Source organism: Streptomyces griseocarneus (genome assembly GCF_014655595.1).
Lineage (GTDB): Bacteria > Actinomycetota > Actinomycetes > Streptomycetales > Streptomycetaceae > Streptomyces > Streptomyces griseocarneus.
Genome location: NZ_BNBL01000001.1, coordinates 856,775 through 876,731, shown reverse-complemented (window position 1 = coordinate 876,731; position 19,957 = coordinate 856,775). Strand labels below are relative to the sequence as shown.

18 protein-coding genes are annotated in these 19,957 nt (G+C 76.5%); 15 read left to right on the top strand and 3 right to left on the bottom strand.

Annotated elements, in window-relative coordinates; all coding sequences use genetic code 11:
- Nucleotides 1-31: 31 nt before the first annotated feature.
- The 5 genes from IE295_RS03755 (at nucleotide 32) to IE295_RS03735 (ending at nucleotide 5,301) form a co-directional block, all read left to right on the top strand.
- Nucleotides 32-1,474: an MFS transporter gene (locus IE295_RS03755; protein ID WP_190061945.1), complete on the top strand. Its 1,443-nt coding sequence runs from the start codon at nucleotides 32-34 to the stop codon at nucleotides 1,472-1,474.
- Nucleotides 1,475-1,529: 55 nt separating this feature from the next.
- Nucleotides 1,530-2,300 carry an enoyl-ACP reductase FabI gene (gene fabI / locus IE295_RS03750; RefSeq protein ID WP_190061944.1) on the top strand — a complete coding sequence of 257 codons (771 nt, stop codon included), beginning with the start codon at nucleotides 1,530-1,532 and terminating at the stop codon, nucleotides 2,298-2,300.
- Nucleotides 2,301-2,512: 212 nt separating this feature from the next.
- The gene (locus tag IE295_RS03745) at nucleotides 2,513-3,190 is read left to right on the top strand and encodes a uracil-DNA glycosylase (protein ID WP_190061943.1); all 678 of its coding nucleotides are present in this window, start codon (nucleotides 2,513-2,515) and stop codon (nucleotides 3,188-3,190) included.
- An 82-nt stretch (nucleotides 3,191-3,272) separates the two neighbouring features.
- Nucleotides 3,273-4,259: an N-acetylglucosamine kinase gene (locus IE295_RS03740; protein ID WP_224323227.1), complete on the top strand. Its 987-nt coding sequence runs from the start codon at nucleotides 3,273-3,275 to the stop codon at nucleotides 4,257-4,259.
- Nucleotides 4,260-4,365: 106 nt separating this feature from the next.
- On the top strand, nucleotides 4,366-5,301 hold the full coding sequence (locus IE295_RS03735; protein WP_190061942.1) for a sirohydrochlorin chelatase: 936 nt from the start codon (nucleotides 4,366-4,368) through the stop codon (nucleotides 5,299-5,301).
- 167 nt (nucleotides 5,302-5,468) lie between these two features.
- Here the strand turns inward: IE295_RS03735 and IE295_RS03730 are convergent, their stop codons facing one another.
- Together IE295_RS03730 and IE295_RS03725 are read right to left on the bottom strand one after the other, a co-directional pair.
- Nucleotides 5,469-6,524: a lactonase family protein gene (locus IE295_RS03730; RefSeq protein WP_190061941.1), complete on the bottom strand. Its 1,056-nt coding sequence runs from the start codon at nucleotides 6,522-6,524 to the stop codon at nucleotides 5,469-5,471.
- 124 nt (nucleotides 6,525-6,648) lie between these two features.
- Nucleotides 6,649-8,190 (bottom strand): FUSC family protein, encoded by a 1,542-nt coding sequence (locus tag IE295_RS03725; protein ID WP_190061940.1) that lies wholly within the window; start codon nucleotides 8,188-8,190, stop codon nucleotides 6,649-6,651.
- 267 nt (nucleotides 8,191-8,457) lie between these two features.
- Between IE295_RS03725 and IE295_RS03720 the strand changes: the two genes are divergently transcribed.
- Nucleotides 8,458-8,895: an SRPBCC family protein gene (locus IE295_RS03720; RefSeq protein WP_190061939.1), complete on the top strand. Its 438-nt coding sequence runs from the start codon at nucleotides 8,458-8,460 to the stop codon at nucleotides 8,893-8,895.
- 46 nt (nucleotides 8,896-8,941) lie between these two features.
- On the opposite strand, the gene IE295_RS03715 is transcribed toward IE295_RS03720, so the two are convergent.
- On the bottom strand, nucleotides 8,942-9,940 hold the full coding sequence (locus IE295_RS03715) for a glycosyltransferase family 9 protein (protein WP_190061938.1): 999 nt from the start codon (nucleotides 9,938-9,940) through the stop codon (nucleotides 8,942-8,944).
- Nucleotides 9,941-10,329: 389 nt separating this feature from the next.
- On the opposite strand from IE295_RS03715, the gene IE295_RS03710 reads away from it, so the two are divergent.
- From IE295_RS03710 to IE295_RS03670, 9 genes are all read left to right on the top strand, one after another.
- Nucleotides 10,330-11,292, top strand: a complete 963-nt coding sequence (locus IE295_RS03710; protein WP_190061937.1) for a UDP-glucuronic acid decarboxylase family protein — start codon at nucleotides 10,330-10,332, stop codon at nucleotides 11,290-11,292.
- A 116-nt stretch (nucleotides 11,293-11,408) separates the two neighbouring features.
- Entirely contained in the window at nucleotides 11,409-13,064 is a 1,656-nt protein-coding gene (locus IE295_RS03705; protein ID WP_190061936.1) for a carbamoyltransferase family protein, read from the top strand.
- Nucleotides 13,061-14,131, top strand: a complete 1,071-nt coding sequence (locus tag IE295_RS03700) for a glycosyltransferase family 2 protein (RefSeq protein WP_190061935.1) — start codon at nucleotides 13,061-13,063, stop codon at nucleotides 14,129-14,131. Before IE295_RS03705 ends, IE295_RS03700 begins: the two co-directional genes overlap by 4 nt.
- Nucleotides 14,128-14,685, top strand: coding sequence for a D-glycero-alpha-D-manno-heptose-1,7-bisphosphate 7-phosphatase (locus IE295_RS03695; protein WP_190061934.1), 558 nt, complete (start codon nucleotides 14,128-14,130; stop codon nucleotides 14,683-14,685). Before IE295_RS03700 ends, IE295_RS03695 begins: the two co-directional genes overlap by 4 nt.
- Nucleotides 14,682-15,719, top strand: a complete 1,038-nt coding sequence (locus IE295_RS03690; protein WP_190061933.1) for a glycosyltransferase family 9 protein — start codon at nucleotides 14,682-14,684, stop codon at nucleotides 15,717-15,719. The genes IE295_RS03695 and IE295_RS03690 overlap by 4 nt, the downstream gene beginning before the upstream one ends.
- The gene (locus IE295_RS03685; protein ID WP_190061932.1) at nucleotides 15,716-16,678 is read left to right on the top strand and encodes a glycosyltransferase; all 963 of its coding nucleotides are present in this window, start codon (nucleotides 15,716-15,718) and stop codon (nucleotides 16,676-16,678) included. Before IE295_RS03690 ends, IE295_RS03685 begins: the two co-directional genes overlap by 4 nt.
- Nucleotides 16,675-17,889 carry a glycosyltransferase gene (locus IE295_RS03680; protein ID WP_190061931.1) on the top strand — a complete coding sequence of 405 codons (1,215 nt, stop codon included), beginning with the start codon at nucleotides 16,675-16,677 and terminating at the stop codon, nucleotides 17,887-17,889. Before IE295_RS03685 ends, IE295_RS03680 begins: the two co-directional genes overlap by 4 nt.
- Entirely contained in the window at nucleotides 17,886-18,506 is a 621-nt protein-coding gene (locus IE295_RS03675; RefSeq protein ID WP_190061930.1) for a D-sedoheptulose-7-phosphate isomerase, read from the top strand. Before IE295_RS03680 ends, IE295_RS03675 begins: the two co-directional genes overlap by 4 nt.
- Nucleotides 18,503-19,939, top strand: coding sequence for a PfkB family carbohydrate kinase (locus IE295_RS03670; RefSeq protein WP_190061929.1), 1,437 nt, complete (start codon nucleotides 18,503-18,505; stop codon nucleotides 19,937-19,939). Before IE295_RS03675 ends, IE295_RS03670 begins: the two co-directional genes overlap by 4 nt.
- The last annotated feature ends 18 nt before the right edge of the window (nucleotides 19,940-19,957 follow it).

Sequence of the window (19,957 nt, the reverse complement as noted above, 5' to 3'; positions counted from 1 at the left end):
CCCCGCCCCCGCCCAGGAGTCAACGTCCCCCATGTCCGAGATCACCCTCACCAAGACCGGGACCGGGCCGGCCCGCGCCGCGTCGGTCGGCGAGCGGCTCGACCGCATGCCGATCACCCCGGTCCACCGCAGGCTCACCGCCGTCGTCGGCGTCGGCCTGCTCTTCGACACCTTCGAGAACAACCTCTCGGGGACCGTCTCCAAGGTCCTCCAGAACGACTTCGCCTTCGGGGCCACGACGCTCAAGCTGGTCCTGGCCTCGGCCTTCATCGGGCAGTTCATCGGCTCGCTCGTGCTGGGCCGGGTCGCGGACCGCTACGGCCGCCGCCGGGCGTTCCTGATCAACCTCGCCCTCTACTCGGGCTTCTCCCTGCTGGGCGCGTTCTCACCGAACGCCACCTGGCTGATCGTCACCCGGTTCCTGGCGGGCATCGGCATCGGCGCCGAACAGTCACTGTCGGACATCTACCTGGCGGACGTCCTGCCCGCGTCCAAACGCGGCAGATACACCGCCTGGGCCTACACCATCGCCTTCTGCGGGGTGCCCGCCGTGGGCTTCGCGGCGTTGTGGCTGGTGCCCCAGTCGCCGCTGGGGATCGACGGCTGGCGCTGGCTGTTCATCGCCGGCTCGCTCGGCTCCGCCGTGGTGTGGATCCTGCGCCGCCGGCTGATCGAGTCACCGCGCTGGCTCGCCGCGGTGGGCCGGAACGAGGAGGCCGAGCGCCTGGTGGCCGCCATGGAGGCCGAGATCCCCGCCGCGTCCCGGACCGCCCCCGCCGCGCAGCACCCGGCGCCGCCGGCCGAGGAGACGGTCACCGGGGGCTCGCTCACCAAGAGCCCGGCCGCCGCCGGTCCGGCACCGGACAAACCACGGCTGAGCACGGTCTTCACGGCGCCCTACCGCCGCCGCACGGTCATGCTGTGGCTCATCTGCGTCCTGTCGGTGGTCGGCTACTACGGCTTCGGCTCGCTCGCCCCGCAGATCCTGGCAGCCAAGGGATACGGCGTGGTCGCGGGACTCGGCTACACGGCCCTGTCGTTCCTGGGCTACCCCATCGGGTCCGCCCTGTCGCTTCCGGTCATCGACCGCGTCGAACGCAAGGTGCTGGTCGCACTCTCCGCCGGCGCGATGGTGCTGACCGGGCTCGGCTTCGCCTACGCCGGCTCCCCGCCGCTGCTCGTGCTGTCCGGGTTCGGGTACACGCTCGCGAGCAACGTCTTCGCCAACGTCTCCCACGTCTACCTCGCCGAGCAGTACCCCACCGCCATCCGCGCGGCCGCCTCCGGCCTCGCCTACTCACTGTCCAAACTCAGCGCCGCCGCCCTGCCGTTCGTACTGCTGCCGGTGCTGGAGTCCTACGGGGCCGGGCCGCTGTTCGGCGTGATCGCCGCGGCGATGGCGCTGCTGGCCGCGACCGTGCTGGTCCTCGGCGAGCGCACCACGGGCGAGTCCGTGGACCGTCCCTCGTCCTGACACCCCCGCCGTCCCCGCCACCCCGCATCCGCACGAGAACAGGGAACCGATCGCCATGAGCAGCACACTCGCCGGGAAGCGCATCCTGGTCACCGGCGTCCTCACCGAATCCTCGATCGCCTTCCAGGCCGCCAAGGTCGCCCAGAACGAGGGCGCCGAGGTCATCCTCACCGGCTTCGGCCGGCTCGCGCTCGTCGAGCGCATCGCCCAGCGGCTGCCCAGGCCCGCGCCGGTCATCGAGCTGGACGTCACCGACCAGGAGCACCTCGACGGTCTCGCCGACAAGGTCCGCGAGCACCTGGGCGAGGGCGTCGGCCTCGACGGCGTCGTGCACTCCATCGCCTTCGGCCCGCAAGGGGTCTTCGACTTCCTGGACGCCTCCTGGGAGGACGTCTCCACGGCCGTGCAGGTCTCGGCGTACTCCTACAAGGCGCTGGCCATGGCCCTGCTGCCGCTGATGGGCGAGGGCGCCTCGATCGTGGGCCTGACCTTCGACGCGCAGATCGCCTGGCCGAAGTACGACTGGATGGGCGTCGCCAAGGCCGCCCTGGAGTCGACCAACCGCTACCTCGCGCGCGACCTGGGCCCCAAGGGCATCCGCTGCAACCTGGTCTCGGCCGGCCCCATCAAGTCGATGGCCGCCAAGTCCATCCCGGGCTTCGAGGAGCTCGCGGACGTGTGGAACCACCGCGCCCCCATCGGCTGGGACCTGGCCGACCCGGAGCCGGCCGGCCGCGGTGTCGTCGGCATGCTGTCGGACTTCTTCCCCCGCACCACGGGCGAGATCGTCCACGTCGACGGCGGCGTGCACATGATGGGTGCCTAGCACTCCACTCGCCGGACGGAGTCCGGCGCAGCCGTCCGAAGCCTGTGAGGCCCCCAGGGGCCGAGCAGTGCGAGGGCGGCGTGCGGGAGTGGTCGGCGGCGTGCACATGATGGGTGCTTAGCCCCCCCACCTGGGCGAACCCGGGCCTCCCGGCCACCGCCGGAGGGCCCGGGTTCGTGCGCGTGCGGGGTGAGCCACTAGAGTGACGCTCCGTGGCTGCACGACCATTGAACGAGATCGTCGAACCGGGCTGGGCCAAGGCGTTGGAGCCAGTGGCCGGGCGCGTCGCCGCGATGGGCGACTTCCTGCGTGGCGAGATCGCCGCGGGCCGGACCTATCTGCCCTCGGGGGCGAACGTGCTGCGGGCCTTCCAGCAGCCGTTCGACGACGTGAGGGTGCTGATCGTGGGGCAGGACCCCTACCCCACCCCCGGCCACGCGGTCGGCCTGAGCTTCTCCGTCGCGCCCGACGTGCGACCGCTGCCCGGCAGCCTGGAGAACATATTCCGCGAGCTGAACAGCGACCTCGGCCTGCCCCGGCCGTCCAACGGCGACCTGACGCCGTGGACGCGGCAGGGCGTCCTGCTGCTCAACAGGGCACTGACCACGGCCCCGCGCAAGCCCGCCGCGCACCGCGGCAAGGGGTGGGAAGAGGTCACCGAGCAGGCGATCCGCGCGCTGGTGGCGCGGGGCCGGCCCATGGTGGCGGTGCTGTGGGGGCGCGACGCGCGCAATCTGCGGCCGCTGCTGGACGGCGTGCCGTGCGTGGAATCCGCACACCCCTCCCCCATGTCCGCGGACCGCGGCTTCTTCGGCTCGCGGCCGTTCAGCCGGGCCAACGACCTTCTGGTGCGCCAGGGTTCGGCCCCGGTGGACTGGCAGCTGCCCTGACCCCCGTCCGGGGCGGTAGGGTGCGCGCCATGTCGCTTCGTACGGGCGCGCACCGCTCCCACGGCCGCGGGTGACCGGCGCCGTGGGGGCCGGACCCGGCGTGGCCGGGCACGTCCTGGGGATCGACTCCGGGGGCTCGGGACTTCGCGTCGCCCTGGCGCCGGCCGGCGCCGGCGGGCGGAGCCTGACCTGGTCCTCGCCGGCGCCCATGGCCACCGGCGAACGGGGCATCGACGCGCGGGACCTGCTCGGGAGGGTGCTGCCCGTGGCGGGCGAACTGCTGCGCGAGGCGGGAGCCCGGGGCTGCGTCGCCGTCTGCGTGGGGGCGGCCGGGATGGCCATGCTCGGGGACGACCTGCGCGCCGTGCTGCCCGACGCCCTGCGCGACGCGCTGGGGACGGACCGTCTCGCCCTGGCCTCCGACGCCGTGACCGCCTACGCCGGCGCCCTGGGGCAGCGGCCCGGCGTCGTCGTCGCGGCCGGCACCGGGCTCGTCGCGCTCGGCACGGATCTGTCGGCGGAGGGCGGCTGGCGGCGCGCGGACGGCTGGGGCCATCTGCTCGGGGACTGCGGGGGCGGAGCCTGGATCGGCCGGGCCGGGCTCGAGGCGGCGCTGCGCGCGTACGACGGCCGCACGGGCGGCTCGCCGGCGTTGCTGGCCCGTTCGGAGGCGGTGTTCGGCCCGGCTCCCCGGCTGCCCGGGCTGCTCTACCCGCGGCCGGACCGGCCCGCGGTGCTCGCCTCCTTCGCCCCGGAGGTGGGCCGTTGCGCCCCCGACGACCCCGTCGCCGCCGGCATCCTGCGCGCGGCCGCCCGCCACATCGCCGCGGCGGCCGCGGCGGCGTGCCCGGCGCAGGCGGCGGATGTGGCGCTGACCGGTGGCCTGTTCGGCCTGGGCGACCAACTGCTCACGCCATTGCACCACGAGTTGCAGTTGCAACTTCCAGGGGTCCGACGGGTCGTCACCCAGGGCGATCCGCTGGCCGGCGCTGTGACCGTGGCCACGGCACTCGCGAGGAACGATCTGGCGCTGCCCGTCGACGACACACTGCTCCGGGTCGTTTGCTGATCACATCTGCGCTTATCGTATGAGCCATCGAATAAAACCGGACAGACGTTGTTCAGATACCCCCACCCGAACGTCCGAGCCCCATGAACGACTAACATGCGGCGCCATGAGCTCCCCCACAGGGCCCGTGTCCGGCCTGCCTGTACGAATGCCACGTCCCCGCCAGCCGGGGCGACACCGGCGGCCGGAACCCCTGGCCGCTCCGGTCGGCGCGCCCCCGCTGGTGCTCGCCGTTCCCGGCACCCCCGACCTCGCCACGCGACGCCTCGCCGAGGAGACCCTGAGCATCGCCCGCTCCGAGCTCCCCGGGCTCGACGCGCGCGTCGGCTACGTGGACACCGACGCGGACAGCGAGGGCTTCCCGCCGCTGGACGCCGTCCTGGCCTACGCCGCCTCCCAGCGCGCCGCTCGCGCCGGCGAAGCGCGCGAAGAGGACTCCGCCGAGGACCCGTGGGCCCAGGCGCCCGACGCCGTCGTGGTGCCGCTGCTCGCCGGACCGGACAGCGCCGCCCTGCGGCGGATACGCCAGGCCGTCATGAACAGCGGATCCGCGAGCGAGCTCACCGACACGCTCGGCCCGCACCCGCTGCTCGCCGAGGCGCTGCACGTCCGTCTCTCCGAGGCCGGACTGGCCCGCGCCGACCGCGCGCGACTGTTCACAGTCGCAACGGCAGCCGACGGCATCGTGCTCGCCACGGTCGGCGGCGACGAGGCCGTGCAGGCCGCCGGCATCACCGGCATGCTGCTCTCCGCCCGGCTCGCCGTGCCGGTGCTGGCCGCCGCGCTCGACGAGGACGGCGCCATCGCCCGCGCCGCCGAGCAGCTCCAGGGCTCCGGCTCGCGGAACCTGGCGCTCGCCCCCTGCCTGATCGGGCCCGAGGTCGACGAGACGCTGACCGCGATGGCCGCCAAGGAGGCGGGCTGCGCGGCCGCCGAGCCGCTCGGCGCCTACCCGGCCATCGGCAAGCTCGTGCTCGCCAAGTACGCCTCGGTGCTCGGGATCGCCATCCAGCCGTCGCCGCAGGGCGCCTCGGCCCACTGACGCGTGCCGCGCGGCCGGTTCGCACCGCGCCGCCCGTGTGCCCGCGAGCGCGTACGCCCAGGAGTGCGTACGGCCCGTGAACGCCCGCCTCTGGAGGGGCCTCCGTCACAGGAGGCCCCTCCAGGCGTTTCGCGGGCCCGGCTCCCGCCCCCGCGTGCGGGGCGCCGTCAGGCGAAGAGCACGCAGGACGCCGCCGGCACCGCGAGCGAACCGGCGCGCGTCGGTATCCCCGTCCGCGGGTCGACGGCGAACCAGGTGACGTCCCCGGAGCGCTCGTTGGCGGCGTACAGCAGCCGCCCGTCCGGGTGCGCGGTCAGGTCGCGGGGCCAGTGCCCGCCGCAGTCGGTGGTGCCGCGCAGCTCGAGGCCGTCCCCCTGCGCGTCGAGGGCGAGGGTGGCGATGGTGTCGTCGCCGCGGTTGGCCGCCCACAGGAACCGGCCGTCGGCGGAGACGACGGGCGCCGACGGATAGCTCGGCGAGACCGCTCCCGGGGGCAGGACGCGGGCCTCCCCGGCCGGCTCCAGCGTGCCGGCCGAGGCGTCCCACCGGCAGACGGCGACGACGGGCTCCAGCTCGCCCAGGACGTACGCCCGGTCGCCGCGCGGGTGGAAGACGAGGTGCCGGGGGCCGGTGCCGGGGCGCAGCGGCGTCTCGCCGTGCGGGCTCGGGGCGCCGGTCACGGGATCGAGCGCGTGGATCCACACCGAGTCGGTGCCGAGGTCGACGGCGAGCAGCCGGCGCCCGGAGGGGTCGGGCACGACGGCGTGGGGGTGCGGGGCCGCCTGACGGTCCGCCACCGGGCCGCGGCCGCGGTGCGGGAGCACCGCCGAGGGCGCTCCGAGCGAGCCGCCGACGCGGACCGGCAGGGCGCTGACGCTGCCGGAGCCGTAGTTGGCGGTGAACAGCCACGGGCCGGCGACGGCGAGGTGGGTGGGGCCGTCGCCGCGCACCGCGACGGGCGGCCCGAGGGGCTCGGGGCGGGCGGGGTCGGCCAGCGAGAACGCGACGACGGCGCCCTCGTCCGTCTCGCTCACGGCGTACAGCACGTCACCGCCGGGCGAGAGCGCCAGATACGAGGGGTTCACCACCGCGTCGGTCGTGTGCACGGGCTTGAGGGCGCCCGTGGCGTCGTCGGCCTCGGCGACCGTCAGCCCCCACCCGCCCGCATCGGTGAACGATCCGATGTACGCCCACCGGCGCCCGTGCTCCGTCGTGGCTGCCATTGCCCGCCCCTCCCGTCGAACCGACCGTCGGAGCCGACGCTACAGGGTGCCACTGACAGTCACGGAACGTGGCCGGGGATCGGTGGCCGGTGGATCAATGACCGGTGGATCAATGGCCGGTGGCTCAGGCGTCCGCGAAGACGCCGCGCGGCCGGTCGCGCAGGGGCGCGGCCAGCGAGGCGAGCGCGGCCTCGAGGTCGTGCAGGTGGGCCAGGGCGCGCTCGGCGCCGGGGTGGTGGCGCGGCACGCCGTGCGCCTCGACGTGCGGCACGGGCTCGTCGGGGGCTGCGAGGGCGAGCAGCGCGGTCTCGACCCGGCGGCAGGCGGCCGTCAGCCGGGCGTCGTGGGAGGCGTCGGGGTCGGCGGCCACCTCGGCCAGGCCGCGGACCTGCCGGACGCAGTCGTCCAGGTGCGTCATGACCATGGCGGCCCGGGCGCGGCGTGCCCGCAGCGGGCTGAGCGGGTGCAGCAGCGGCGCCAGGGAGACGCGCACCTTGGCCAGGAGGATCTCCAGCTCGGCGACGTGCGGGGCGGGGTCGGCGGCGTCGTCCCCCGCCAGCCGGCGCGCGGAGGTGGCCGTGCAGTGCCGCAGGGCCAGCAGCGACCGCCGGATCCAGGCGTCGGTGGCGGCGTGCGTGGTGACGGGCAGCACGAGGGCCACGGCGAGGGCCGCGCCGCCCGCCCCCACGAGGGTCTGTTCGAAGCGCAGGGCCAGCAGGCCGGGGTGGAGCACGCCGAGCAGCCCGTAGAGCAGGCCGGCCATGACGGTCACGAAGAACATCATCCAGCTGTACGAGGGGGCGGCGGTGTAGAAGATGCCGAAGACGCAGACGGCGACGAGGGCGGCGGTGGGCGCCGGGGCGCCGTGCAGGGGGACGGCGACGACGAGGCCCACGACGATGCCGATGAGGGTGCCGACGACGCGGCGGAAGCCGCGCACGAGGGTCTCGCCGCGCGACGCGGTGTTGACGAAGATCCACCAGGCGGTGCCGACGGCCCAGTACCAGCGCTCGTGGGAGACGAGCTGGCCCACGCCGAGGGCGATGGCGCAGGCGAAGGTGTTCTGGAAGGCCTGCCGGGTGGTCGGCCGGGCGAGGCCGCGTGCCGCGAGGAGCGCGGGCCCCGCGGGCGGCGGGGTGCGGCGCTCGATGCACCACAGGCCGAAGCGGACCAGGGCGGACGCGCCGATGGCCATGGCCACGGCCGCGTACAGCCCGGGCAGCTGGTCCGGGACGGCGTGCAGGAACTGCGTGGCGAAGAACATCATGAAGGCGAAGATCCCCAGCGCCTGCCCGCGCGCGCCCCAGCGACGGGCGTACACGCCGCAGAAGACGACGGCGAGGAACGCCGCGTCGCGGACCGGGGGGAAGCCGTGCAGTGCCGCCGCCAGGGCGAGCACGGGGAGGCCGACGGCCGGCAGCAGGGCGGTGGTGACCGCCTGGCGCCGTACGGTCGGGTCGCCGACGGTGAACAGGGCGAGGAGCGCGGTGAGGCCGCCGAGGATCACCGCGGGCAGCGGCAGACCGGCCAGCTGGGCGGCGGCGACCGACAGGGCCACGCCCAGGACGGCGCGGACGCCGGTGCGCAGCCTGAGCCGGCCGGGGTCCGGCGCCACGAACAGCCTCTTGAGCACCTCTTCCGGTCCCCCCTCTGTGAGTACACGCATGTGAGCACACGCAACAAAAGAGGCGCCGCGGGGATCCGCAGCGCCATCGACACGGACATCAAAGCATCCGGCCGCCAGCTGGCTCAACAGACCGCTGTTCGACTGGGCCATTGGCACAGCACCAGCCCTGCACGACTCGCCACGGAGGGGCCAACGGACCAAGGTAGTGACCGCAGGGGCGGCGGGCCTGCCGGCCGGGAATGCCGGCGGGGAAACGTGACATACATGAGCGGGGGCCACGCGGAGCGGGAGGCGGGAGGCGCGCACATGGCACTGTTCGAGCTCCACCGCGATGCCGCCCTGCCTGTCGGCGAGGTCTGGCTGCGGCTCACGGACTGGGAGCGGCACGCGGCGGCCCTCCCGCTCACCCGGATCGTCGTCACGACGCCCTTCCCCACGCACGTGGGCACGCGCTTCGTGGCCCGTACGGGCATCGGCCCCCTGGCCTTCGACGACCCGATGGACGTCGTCCTGTGGCGGCCGCCCGCCGGCGGCGGCCCCGGCCGGTGCCGGCTGGAGAAGCGGGGGCGGGTGGTGACCGGCTGGGCCGAGCTGGAGGTGAGCGGGCGGCCGGGCGGGGGATCGCGGGTCGTCTGGCGCGAGGACCTGGGCGTCAGGGGCGTGCCCCGCCCGCTCGACGGGTGGACGGCGCGGGCCGGCCGTTTCGTCTTCGGCCGGCTGGTCAGGCGTCTGCTGAACCAATGACCGCGTCACCGGCGTGCGGAGCGACGCCTGGCGCCGCCCGTGACGCTCACGCCCGGGCCGCCCCCCGCCCGTCGAAGGCGTCCAGGGCCTCGAGGACGTCCTGGGGGGTGATGCGCAGCAGGAGAGGGTCGGGAACGCGCGCGTGCGGGTCGCCGGGCGGTCCCGGGTGCCACAGCACGCGGTGGCGCGGCGAGCGGGGCGGTCCCCACAGGGCGGGCGCCACGGGGCCGAACAGCGTCACCGTGGGGGTGGCGTGGGCGACGGCGAGGTGGGCGATGCCGGTGTCGCCGCTGACGACCGCGCGCGCGGCGGCCACCAGCGCGGAGAGCGCGGGAAAGGGCAGCCCTCCGGCGAGGGCCCGCGTGCCGGGTACGGCGGCGCGGGCCACCAGGTCCTCCTCGCCCGGTCCGCCGGTGACCACCACGCGGTGCCCCCGTTCCAGCAGGCCGCGCGCCACGGCGGCGTAGCGCTCCGGCGGCCAGCGGCGCGAGGGCGAGCCCGCGCCGGGGTGCAGGACGACCGCGCCGGGCGCCGGGGAGGGAGTGGAGGGCGGGGCGAGGGCGAGGTCGGTGGGGTCGCCGGGAATGCCGTAGAAGCGCAGGAGGCGGCACCAGCGTTCGCGTTCGTGCTCGTCCGGCCGCCACCGGGGGCCCCGGACCTCCGGTGTGCCGGGGTGGGCGAAGGCCAGGAGGCGGCGGGGGCCGAGGGCGGTCAGCGCGCGGTGGCTGGGCGGGCCGTTGCCGTGCAGGTCGACGGCGATGTCCGGGGGCGGCGCGGCCCAGGGCAGGGTGCGGGGTACGGCCCGGCCGGGAGCGGCGGCGGGCAGCAGGGTGTCCACGGCGCCGCAGGCGACGGCCGGGCCGGCCAGGGCGGTGGGTGCGGCGAGCACGATCTCGTGGCCGGGGCGGGCCCTGCGCAGCGCCCGCAGCGCGGGGACGCCGGCGAGCAGGTCCCCCAGGCCCAGCGCGCGCAGGACCAGCAGACGGGGGCGGTCGTCGGCGAGGGGCCCGGCCAGGGGGATCGCGGACGGGTGACAGAGTGTCATGTCGCGGGGGTGCGGGGCGGGTTCGCCGCATGGCGTGCGGTGGGCCGGCACACGGCACCTCCTTCCGCACCCGATCGCGGGGCCGCCGCCCGCCTCCCCAGGCTGGCCCGCACGGGCGGGGCGGGCAAGCGGACGGTTCGAGTGGAGGGATCCGCGGCCGTGTGCGACGCTGCTGTGTGAGTCGTTCCGGCTACGGGTGGTTATGCGAGCGAGGTCTCCGGCCACCCCCTCGGCGCCACGGACGAAGCCGCGCGCCGGCCGCCCGGTCAGGGACCGGCGGATCCCAATTCCACTCAGTCGACAGGTTTTCCCGGTCCCGGCGATCCGGGGGCGGGACGGCGCCTGCCCGCGACGGACGCGGAGGAACCGGTGCGCGAAGGAGTGTGACCATGGACGAACGACGCTGGAACCGTGCGGTGGTCACCGGCGGGGCCGGTTTCGTGGGCTCCCACCTGTGCGAGCGGCTGCTGGCCGAGGGCTCCGAGGTGTGGTGCGTGGACAACCTGGTCACGGGTTCCCGGGCCAACGTCGCCCACCTCGAGGGGCGGCCGGGCTTCGTCCTCGTCGAGGCGGACGTCACCGAACCCGGCGGCCTCGCCGCGGTACCCGGGCCCGTGGGCCTGGTGGCGCACCTCGCGTGCCCGGCCTCGCCCGCCGACTACCTGCGGCTGCCGATCGAGACGCTGGAGGTGGGCAGCAGCGGCACCCGCGCCGCCCTGGAGCTGGCCCGCCGCGACGGCGCGCGCTTCCTGCTCGCCTCCACCTCCGAGGTCTACGGGGACCCGCTGGAGCACCCGCAGCGCGAGCAGTACTGGGGCAACGTCAACCCGGTCGGGCCGCGCAGCGTCTACGACGAGTCCAAGCGGTTCGCCGAGGCCCTGGTCTCCGCGTACCGGCGCACCCACGGCACCGACACCGCCATCGTCCGCATCTTCAACACCTACGGTCCGCGCATGCGGGCCGGGGACGGCCGTGCGGTGCCCACGTTCATCCGGCAGGCGCTCGACGGCGATCCGCTGACCGTGGCCGGCGACGGCGCCCAGACCCGTTCCCTGACCTACGTCGACGACACGGTGGACGGCATCGTCGCCCTCGCCGCCGGCGGGCATCCGGGCCCGGTGAACATCGGCAGCTGCGAGGAGACCACGATCCTCGAACTGGCCCGGCGCATCGTGGACCTGACGGGATCGGCCTCCACGATCCGCTTCGTGGACCGGCCGGCCGACGATCCGGCCCGGCGCCGGCCCGACACGGAGACGGCCCGCAGGCAGCTGGGCTGGGAGCCCCGCGTGGACTGCGCGGTGGGCCTCAAACGGACCGTGGAGTGGTTCATGCGCTCCGCCCTCCCCTAGCACCTCCCGACCGTCCCGGCAGCCCCCGCCTCGCGACCGTCCCGACCGTCCCGACCGCTTCGCAGCACCGTCCCGGCAGCCCCGGAGCCATCGTCCCGACAGACTCGGAGCACGCCATGCGCATCCTCGGTATCAACGCCCTCTTCCACGACCCGGCCGCCGCGCTGGTCGTCGACGGGCGGATCGTCGCGGCCGCGGAGGAGGAGCGGTTCTCCCGGCGCAAGCACGGCAAGCGCCCCGTGCCGTTCGCCGCGTGGGAACTGCCCCAGCTGTCCGCCCGCTGGTGCCTGGAGCACGCCGGGCTGCGCCCCGGCGACCTCGACGCCGTCGCGTACTCCTACGACCCCGCGCTCGCCAAGGCCCCGGAGTCGATGGGCCTGGACGACCCCTGGGACGCCATCCGCCAGACCTACGCCCGCGAGGCGCCCGGCTTCCTCGCCGAGGCCCTGCCGGGCCTGGACCCCGAGCGGGTCCGGTTCGTCCCGCACCACGTCGCCCACGCAGCGTCGGCGGGCCTCGCCACCCCCTACCCCGACAGCGCGGTGCTGGTGCTCGACGGCCGCGGCGAGTGCGCCTCCCACCTGGCGGGGCGCTACGCCGGCGGCACGCTGGACATCATGGCCACCCAGCTGCTGCCGCACTCCCTGGGCCTGGTCTACGAGGAGCTGACCGAGCACCTGGGCTTCCTGCGCAGCAGCGACGAGTACAAGGTGATGGCGCTGGCCGCCTACGGCAAGCCGCGCTTCCTGCCGGTGCTGCGGGAGCACCTGTACGCCACCGGCGACGGCGGCTTCCGGGCGCACGCGGTGCCGTGGGCCGCGCTGACCGAGCCGCGCGTGCCGGGGCAGGAGTGGTCGCAGGACCACGCGGATCTCGCGGCGAGCACGCAGGCGTGCCTGGAGGAGCTGCTGCTGGACCTGACGCGGTGGCTGTTCAGCCGCACCCGCGCCGAGTCGCTGGCCATGGCCGGCGGGGTGGCCCTCAACTGCGTGGCCAACTCGCGGATCGCCGCCGAGAGCCCCTTCCACCGGGTGTGGGTGCAGCCGGCCGCCGGCGACGCGGGCACCGCCTTGGGCGGGGCCCTGCACCTGGCGGCCGAGGGCGGCGCGGCGGCGGAGCCGATGACGGGCGCCGACCTGGGCCGGGGCTGGTCGGACGAGGAGCTGCGCGGCTGGCTGGAGCGGGCGCGCGTGCCCTACGAGCGGCCGCCGGACATCGCCGAGGCGGTGGCCGAGGAGCTGGCGCGCGACGGCATCGTCGCCTGGTTCCAGGGGCGCAGCGAGTACGGGCCCAGGGCGCTGGGCCACCGGTCGCTGATGGCCCATCCGGGCCGCGCGGAGAACCTGGAGCGGCTCAACCACGTCAAGGGGCGCGAGGAGTTCCGGCCGGTGGCCCCGATGGTGCTCGCCGACCGGGCGGCGGAGATCTTCGAGGGCCCGCTGCCGAGCCCGTACATGCTGTTCGTGCACGGCGTGGTGCGGCCGTGGCGGGAGCGGATACCGGCCGTGGTGCACGTGGACGGCACGGCCCGGATCCAGACCGTGGACCCGGGGCAGGAGCCCCTTCTCGCGCGGACGCTGGCCGCGTTCGAGCGGCGGACGGGGCTGCCCGTGGTCGTCAACACCAGCCTGAACACGGCGGGCCGGCCGATGGTCGACGACCCCCGCGACGCCCTGGAGTGCTTCGGTTCGGCGCCGGTCGACCTGCTGGCGATCGGGCCGTACGCGGTGCGCCGCGGCCGGGCGTACGCGGGCGGGGAGGAGCCGGCATGAGCACCGGTGGCTGTCCTGCGTACGCGGTCGTCGTGCCCACGATCGGCCGCGCGTGCCTCGCCGACTGCCTGGCCTCGCTGGCCGCGTCGGCCGGCCCCGCCCCGAGCGAGGTGGTCGTCGTCGACGACCGGCGCGGCCCCGGCGCCGGGCGCGCGCCGCTGCCGCTGGAGGCGCTCGGCCGGCTGCGCCCGGGCGCCCGGGTGCTGAGCAGCGGCGGGCGGGGGCCGGCCGCCGCGCGCAACACCGGCTGGCGGGCGGTGGACGCGCCCTGGGTGGTCTTCCTCGACGACGACGTGCGCGTCGGCCCGGTGTGGCGCGCCGAGCTGGCGGGCGAACTGACCTGTGCCGCAGCCGATGTGGGCGGCGTGCAGGGGATCATCGAGGTGCCGTTGCCGTCCGGGCGGCGGCCCACCGACTGGGAGCGCAGTACGGCGGGCCTGGCCGTGGCCCGCTGGGCGACCGCCGACATGGCCTACCGGCGGGCGGCGCTGGCGGCCGTGGGCGGGTTCGACGAGCGCTTTCCGCGGGCCTTCCGCGAGGACGCCGACCTCGCACTGCGGGTGCTGGTCGCGGGCTGGCGGCTGGAGCCCGGCATCCGCACGATCCGGCATCCGGTGCGGCCGGCGGACCGCTGGGTTTCGCTGCGCACCCAGGCGGGCAACGCCGACGACGCCCTGATGCTGCGGCTGCACGGCCGCCGCTGGTGGCGGCGGGCGGGCGCCCCGCGCGGCCGGCTGCGCGCGCATGCCGCCATCACCGCGGCCGGGGCCGTGGCGGCGGGCCTCGTGCTCACCGGGCACCGGCGCGCGGGCGCGGCGGCCGGCCTGGGATGGGCGCTGGGCACGGCCGAGTTCGCCTGGGCCCGGATCGCGCCCGGCCCGCGCACGCCCCAGGAGATCGCCACCATGCTGCTGACCAGCGCCGCCATTCCCCCGCTGGCCGTATGGCACCGGCTGCGCGGGACGTGGCGGCACCGGGACGCGGGGCCGCTGCCCGGCGCGACGGCATCGGCCGTCGTGCTGCCGGCCCCCGCGCCGCCCTCTCCGAGGGAAGGACCGGTCTCGTGAACCGTGACCGGCCGCCCGCCGCCGTGCTGTTCGACCGGGACGGCACGCTGGTCGAGGACGTCCCCTACAACGGCGACCCCGGCCGGGTGACGCCGATGCCCGGCGCCCGGGCCGCGCTCGCGCTGCTGCGCCGGCGCCGGGTGCCCGTCGGCGTGATCACCAACCAGTCGGGGGTGGCCCGGGGGCTGCTGACCATGGATCAGGTGCGGCGGGTGAACGCGCGCGTCGACCGGCTGCTGGGACCGTTCGACGCCTGGGCGGTGTGCCCGCACGGCCCGGACGACGGCTGCGGCTGCCGCAAGCCCGCCCCGGGCCTGGTCCTGGCCGCCGCCCGTGAGCTGGGGGTCGACCCCGCCGACTGCGCCGTCGTCGGCGACATCGGCGGCGACATGGAGGCGGCGGAGGCCGCCGGTGCGACGGGCGTGCTGGTGCCCACGGCGCTGACCCTGCCCGAGGAGGTGCGGCGGGCCGGGTGCCGCGCCCCCGACCTGCTGGGCGCGGTCCGCGTGCTGCTCGGCGCCGCCGTGCCCGCGGCGGAGGGGAGCCGGCCGTGAGGGCTCTCGTGGCACGCCTGGACAGCTTCGGCGACGTCCTGCTCGCCGGGCCGGCGGTGCGCGCCGTGGCCGCGCGCGCCGGCCGGGTGACGATGCTGTGCGGTCCGCGCGGCGCCCCGGCGGCCCGGATGCTGCCCGGGGTCGACGAGGTGATCGTGTGGGACGCGCCATGGGTGGGCTTCGGCCCGCCGCCCGCCGACCGGGCCGGCGTCGACGAGCTCGCCCGGCGCGTGGCGCGGGAGGCGCCGGACGCGGCGCTGGTGCTCACGTCGTTCCACCAGAGCCCGCTGCCCACGGCGCTGGTGCTGCGGATGGCCGGAGTGCCGCGGCTGGCGGCCGACTGCGTGGACTACCCGGGCTCGCTGCTGGACGTACGACACCGCCGGACACCGCACCGGCACGAGGTGGACGCGGCCCTCGACCTCGCCGAGGCGGCGGGTTTCCCGCTGCCGGAGGGCGACGACGGACGCCTCGCCGTGCTCGAACCCCCCGCGCCCGACGGGCTCGTGGGCGCGCCCGGGTATGTGGTCGTCCACCCGGGCGCCGCCGTGCCGGCCCGGCGGTGGGGACGCGAGCGGTGCGCCGCCGCGGTGCGGTCGCTGGTGCGGGCGGGCTACCGGGTGGTGGTCACCGGCGGCCCCGGCGAGCGGGAGCTGACGGCGGCGGTGGCCGGCGGCGGCGCCCTGGACCTGGGCGGGCTGACCGGCCCGGCCGAGCTGGCCCGGGTGCTGTGCGACGCGGCCGCCGTGGTCGTCGGCAACACCGGGCCCGCGCATCTGGCGGCGGCCGTGGGCACCCCCGTGGTGTCCCTGTTCGCGCCCGTGGTGCCCGCCGAGCGGTGGGCGCCCCACGGCGTGCCGCACGTGCTGCTCGGGGACGAACGGGCGCCGTGCGCGGGCAGCCGCGCCCGGGTGTGCCCCGTACCGGGTCACCCGTGCCTGAACGGCGTCCTGCCCGAGGACGTGCTGGCCGCCGTGGAGAAGCTGACCGGGCGCGTCCCGGGCCTCGACCCCGCTCCGGAGGCGACGTCATGAGGATCCTGCTGTGGCACGTGCACGGTTCGTGGACGACGGCGTTCGTCCAGGGCCCGCACACCTATGTGGTGCCGGTGACCGGGGACCGGGGGCCCGACGGGCTCGGCAGGGCGCGCACCTTCGACTGGCCGGACTCCGTGGTCGAACTGCCGCCGGAGCGGCTGCGCGACGCCGGCGCGGACCTGGTGGTGCTCCAGCGGCCGCACGAGTTCGGCCTGGCGCGCCGGTGGCTGGGCCTGCGGCCGGGCGTCGACGTGCCCGCCGTCTACCTCGAGCACAACGCGCCCGGCGGCCCCGTCCCGGACACCCGACACCCCGCCGCCGGCAGGCCGGGGCTGACCGTCGTGCACGTCACCCACTTCAACCGGCTGATGTGGGACTGCGGCGCGACGCCCACCACCGTGATCGAGCACGGCATCGTCGACCCCGGCCCGCTGTGGACCGGCCGCCTGGCGCGGGCCGCCGTGGTCGTCAACGAACCGCTGCGGCGCGGCCGTACGACCGGCACCGACCTGCTGCCGTACTTCAGCGAGGCGGCGCCGCTGGACGTCTTCGGCATGGGCACCGACGGCCTGGCCGGCCGGCTGGGCATCCCGGCGGAGCGGTGCCGGAGCCACGAGCTGGTGCAGAGCGCCCTGCACCGGGAGATGGCCGAACGCCGCGTCTACCTGCACCCGGTGCGCTGGACGTCGCTGGGGCTGTCCCTGCTGGAGGCCATGCACCTGGGCATGCCCGTGGTGGCCCTGGCCACCACCGAGGTGTGCGAGGCCGTGCCTGCGCGCGCCGGGGTGGTCTCCAACCGGATCGAGCTGTTGCACGACGCCGTCCGCGAGTTCGTCGCCGATCCCGCCCGGGCCCGCGAGACGGGCCGGGCGGCACGGGCGGCCGCACTGGCCCGGTACGGGCTGCCCCGCTTCCTGGACGACTGGGACCGGCTGATCAAGGAGGTGACCCGATGAGGATCGCCATGGTGTCCGAGCACGCGAGTCCGCTCGCCGCGCCCGGCGGCCCCGACGCGGGAGGCCAGAACGTCTACGTCGCGCGCCTGGCGGGGCTGCTGGCCGGCCGCGGCCACGAGGTGACGGTCTACACCCGCAGGGACGACGCGACGCTGCCCGACCGGGTGCCGCTGCCGTCGGGGGCCGTCGTCGAGCACGTCCGGGCCGGCCCCGAGCGGGTGCTGCCCAAGGACGAGCTCTTCGGTCACATGCCGGCCTTCGCCGATCACCTCGCCCGCACGTGGGCCCGCGGTCGCCCGGACGTCGTGCACGCGCACTTCTGGATGTCCGGCATGGCCTCGCTGCCGGGCGCCGGGGAGCTCGCGGTGCCCGTCGTGCAGACCTTTCACGCGCTGGGCACCGTCAAGCGGCGGCACCAGGGCGCGGCGGACACCAGCCCGCCCGAACGCCTGGGCGTCGAGCGGCGCATCGGCACCTCCTGCGCCCGGATACTGGCCACCTGCACGGACGAGGTGCGCGAGCTGGAGCGGATGGGCATCGGGCCGGAGCGCTGTTCGGTGGTGCCCTGCGGGGTGGACACCGGGCACTTCGCGGCCCGCGGCCGGATCGCCCTCGTCCCCGGACGGCGCTCCCCGCACCGGCTGCTGTGCGTGGGCCGGCTCGTCCCCCGCAAGGGCGTGGACCTGGCGCTGCGGGCGCTGACCCGGCTCCCGGACGCCGAACTGCTGGTGGTCGGGGGCCCGCCCAGGGACGGGCTCGCCCGCGACCACGAGGCCATGCGGCTGCTGTCGCTGGCCCGCCGGCTGCGGGTGGCCGACCGTCTGGTCCTGCTGGGCTGCGTGCCGCACGAGGAGATGCCGTCGCTGATCCGCAGCGCGGACGTGGTGCTGTGCGCGCCGGTCTACGAACCCTTCGGCATCGTGCCGCTGGAGGCCATGGCCTGCGGCGTGCCGGTCGTCGCCACGGACGTCGGCGGCCACCGCGACACCGTGGCGCACGGCGAGACGGGCCTGCTGGTCCCGCCGGGAGAGCCGGACCGGCTCGCGGGCGCGGTGCGCGACCTGCTCGCCGCCCCCGGGCGGCTGGAGTCCTTCGGCCGGGCCGGCCGGGCGCGCGTCATCGCCCGCTTCACCTGGGACCGGGTGGCGGACGGCGTGGAGCGCGTCTACGACCGGGTCGCCGCCCCCGTACCGTCAGGAGCCCCGCGATGACCGTCACCGGAACGACCGGCCGCACCGCCGCCGTCGCCGAAGGCGACCACTGCGGCCGGCTGCTGACGGCACTGCGGCGCTTCCGCGAGGAGAACGCCGTCACCGCCCAGCGGTGGGGCGCCCGGCTGGCGGCGACCCTCGGCTCCGGCGGGCGGCTGCTGGCCGCCGGCAACGGCGGGAGCGCCGCGCAGGCCCAGCACCTGACCGCCGAGCTGGTGGGCCGCTACCGCGAGGACAGGGCGCCGTTCTCCGCCCTCGCCCTGCACACCGACACCTCCAGCTGCACCGCCATCGTCAACGACTACGGCGCGGACGAGCTGTTCGCCCGTCAGGTGCGGGCGCACGCGCGCCCCGGCGACGTGCTCATCCTGCTGTCCACGAGCGGTGCCAGCGGCAACCTGCTGCGGGCCGCCGAGGCCGGGCACGCCGCGGCCGCCGAGGTGTGGGCGCTGACCGGGCCCGCCCCCAACCCGCTCGCCGAGGCGGGCGACGCGTCGCTGTGCGTCGCGGCCGGCACCACCGCCACCGTGCAGGAGCTGCACCTGGTGGCCGTGCACCTGATGTGCGACGCCTTCGACGCGGCACTGGGCGCCGCGCCCGGAAGGGGGACGTCATGAGCACCGGCACCCCCCTGCTCGTCGTCGGTGACGCACTGCTCGACCGGGACCTGGTCGGAACCGCCGAGCGGCTGGCCCCCGACGCGCCCGTGCCCGTCCTGGACGACTGCCGGGAGGAGCTGCGCCCGGGCGGCGCGGCGCTGGCGGCGTATCTCGCCGCGCGGTCGGGGCGGCCGGTGACCCTCGTCGCCCCGCTGGGCGCCGACCCGGCGAGCCTGCAGGTGCGGGCGCTGCTGGAACCGTCGGTGACGCTGGTCCCGCTGCCGCTGGACGGCCCGCTGGCGGAGAAGACGCGGGTGCTGGCCGGCGGCCGGCCGGTGGTGCGCCTGGACCGGGGCACCGGGCGGGCCGCCGGCTCCACCGGCCGGGCCCGCCGCCTGATCGCCGAGGCGCCGGCCGTCCTGGTGGCCGACTACGCGCGGGGCACCGCCGAGGTGCTGCGGGAGGCGCTGGCCGCCCGCGCCCCCGGCACGGCGCTGGTGTGGGATCCCCACCCGCGCGGCGGCCCGCCGGTGCCGGGCGCGCGCCTGGTGACGCCCACGGGCGAGGAGGCCTTCCTGTTCGCCGGGGCCGGCGAGGAGGAGGCCGAGGCGCTGGGCGCGGTCGCCCGCACGGCGGCGGAGCTCGTACGGCGGTGGCGGGCGGTGTGCGTGGCGGTGACGCTGGGTGGGCGCGGCGCGCTGCTCTCCCAGGGCGAGCGCCCCATGCTCGTCCCCACGGCGGCCCGGCACGGCGGTGACACGTGCGGCGCGGGCGACTGCTTCAGCGGCACGGCGGCGGGACTGCTGGGGGACGGCGCGCTGCCGGTGGAGGCCGTGCAGGGGGCGGTGGCGGCGGCCACCCGGTACGTCGCCGAGGGCGGCGCCCGGGCCGTGGCCCGCGGCCCCTACCCGGGCCGGGCCCGCGGCGGGACCATGGAGGGGGACGCCCTGCAGCTCGCGCGGCACGTGAGGGCGGCGGGCGGCACCGTGGTCGCGGCGGGCGGCTGCTTCGACCTGCTGCACGCCGGGCACGTCAGCCTGCTGCAGCAGGCCAGGGGCATCGGCGACTGCCTGGTCGTCTGCCTGAACTCCGACGCCTCCGTCAGCCGCCGCAAGGGCCCGGGACGGCCCCTGACCCCGCTCGCCGACCGGATCCGGGTGCTGCGGGCCCTGCAGTGCGTGGACGCGGTGGCGGTGTTCGACGAGGACACGCCCCAGCGGCTGCTGCCGCGGCTGCGCCCGCACATCTGGGTCAAGGGAGGCGACTACGCGATGGAACAGCTGCCGGAGGCGGCACAGCTCGCGGAGTGGGGCGGCCAGGCCGTCCTGCTGCCGTACCTCGACGGCCGGTCCAGCACCCTGCTGGCCACCCGGGCGGCGGACAGCCTCGCCGTCGCCCACCGCACCACCGTTCCCGGCGGTGCGGCCGCTTCCCCCACGAGGCAGAGATGACCGCGCCCGGCGGCGGGG

Bases quoted from the DNA above. Each gene is read 5' to 3' on its own strand.
- IE295_RS03685 (WP_190061932.1), top strand. From the start codon at position 15,716: ATGAGGATCCTGCTGTGGCACGTGCACGGTTCGTGGACGACGGCGTTC.
- IE295_RS03680 (WP_190061931.1), top strand. From the start codon at position 16,675: ATGAGGATCGCCATGGTGTCCGAGCACGCGAGTCCGCTCGCCGCGCCC.
- IE295_RS03715 (WP_190061938.1), bottom strand. From the start codon at position 9,940: ATGACACTCTGTCACCCGTCCGCGATCCCCCTGGCCGGGCCCCTCGCC.
- IE295_RS03730 (WP_190061941.1), bottom strand. From the start codon at position 6,524: ATGGCAGCCACGACGGAGCACGGGCGCCGGTGGGCGTACATCGGATCG.
- IE295_RS03700 (WP_190061935.1), top strand. From the start codon at position 13,061: ATGAGCACCGGTGGCTGTCCTGCGTACGCGGTCGTCGTGCCCACGATC.
- IE295_RS03755 (WP_190061945.1), top strand. From the start codon at position 32: ATGTCCGAGATCACCCTCACCAAGACCGGGACCGGGCCGGCCCGCGCC.
- IE295_RS03675 (WP_190061930.1), top strand. From the start codon at position 17,886: ATGACCGTCACCGGAACGACCGGCCGCACCGCCGCCGTCGCCGAAGGC.
- IE295_RS03735 (WP_190061942.1), top strand. From the start codon at position 4,366: ATGAGCTCCCCCACAGGGCCCGTGTCCGGCCTGCCTGTACGAATGCCA.
- IE295_RS03725 (WP_190061940.1), bottom strand. From the start codon at position 8,190: ATGCGTGTACTCACAGAGGGGGGACCGGAAGAGGTGCTCAAGAGGCTG.
- IE295_RS03670 (WP_190061929.1), top strand. From the start codon at position 18,503: ATGAGCACCGGCACCCCCCTGCTCGTCGTCGGTGACGCACTGCTCGAC.
- fabI (WP_190061944.1), top strand. From the start codon at position 1,530: ATGAGCAGCACACTCGCCGGGAAGCGCATCCTGGTCACCGGCGTCCTC.
- IE295_RS03720 (WP_190061939.1), top strand. From the start codon at position 8,458: ATGGCACTGTTCGAGCTCCACCGCGATGCCGCCCTGCCTGTCGGCGAG.
- IE295_RS03705 (WP_190061936.1), top strand. From the start codon at position 11,409: ATGCGCATCCTCGGTATCAACGCCCTCTTCCACGACCCGGCCGCCGCG.
- IE295_RS03710 (WP_190061937.1), top strand. From the start codon at position 10,330: ATGGACGAACGACGCTGGAACCGTGCGGTGGTCACCGGCGGGGCCGGT.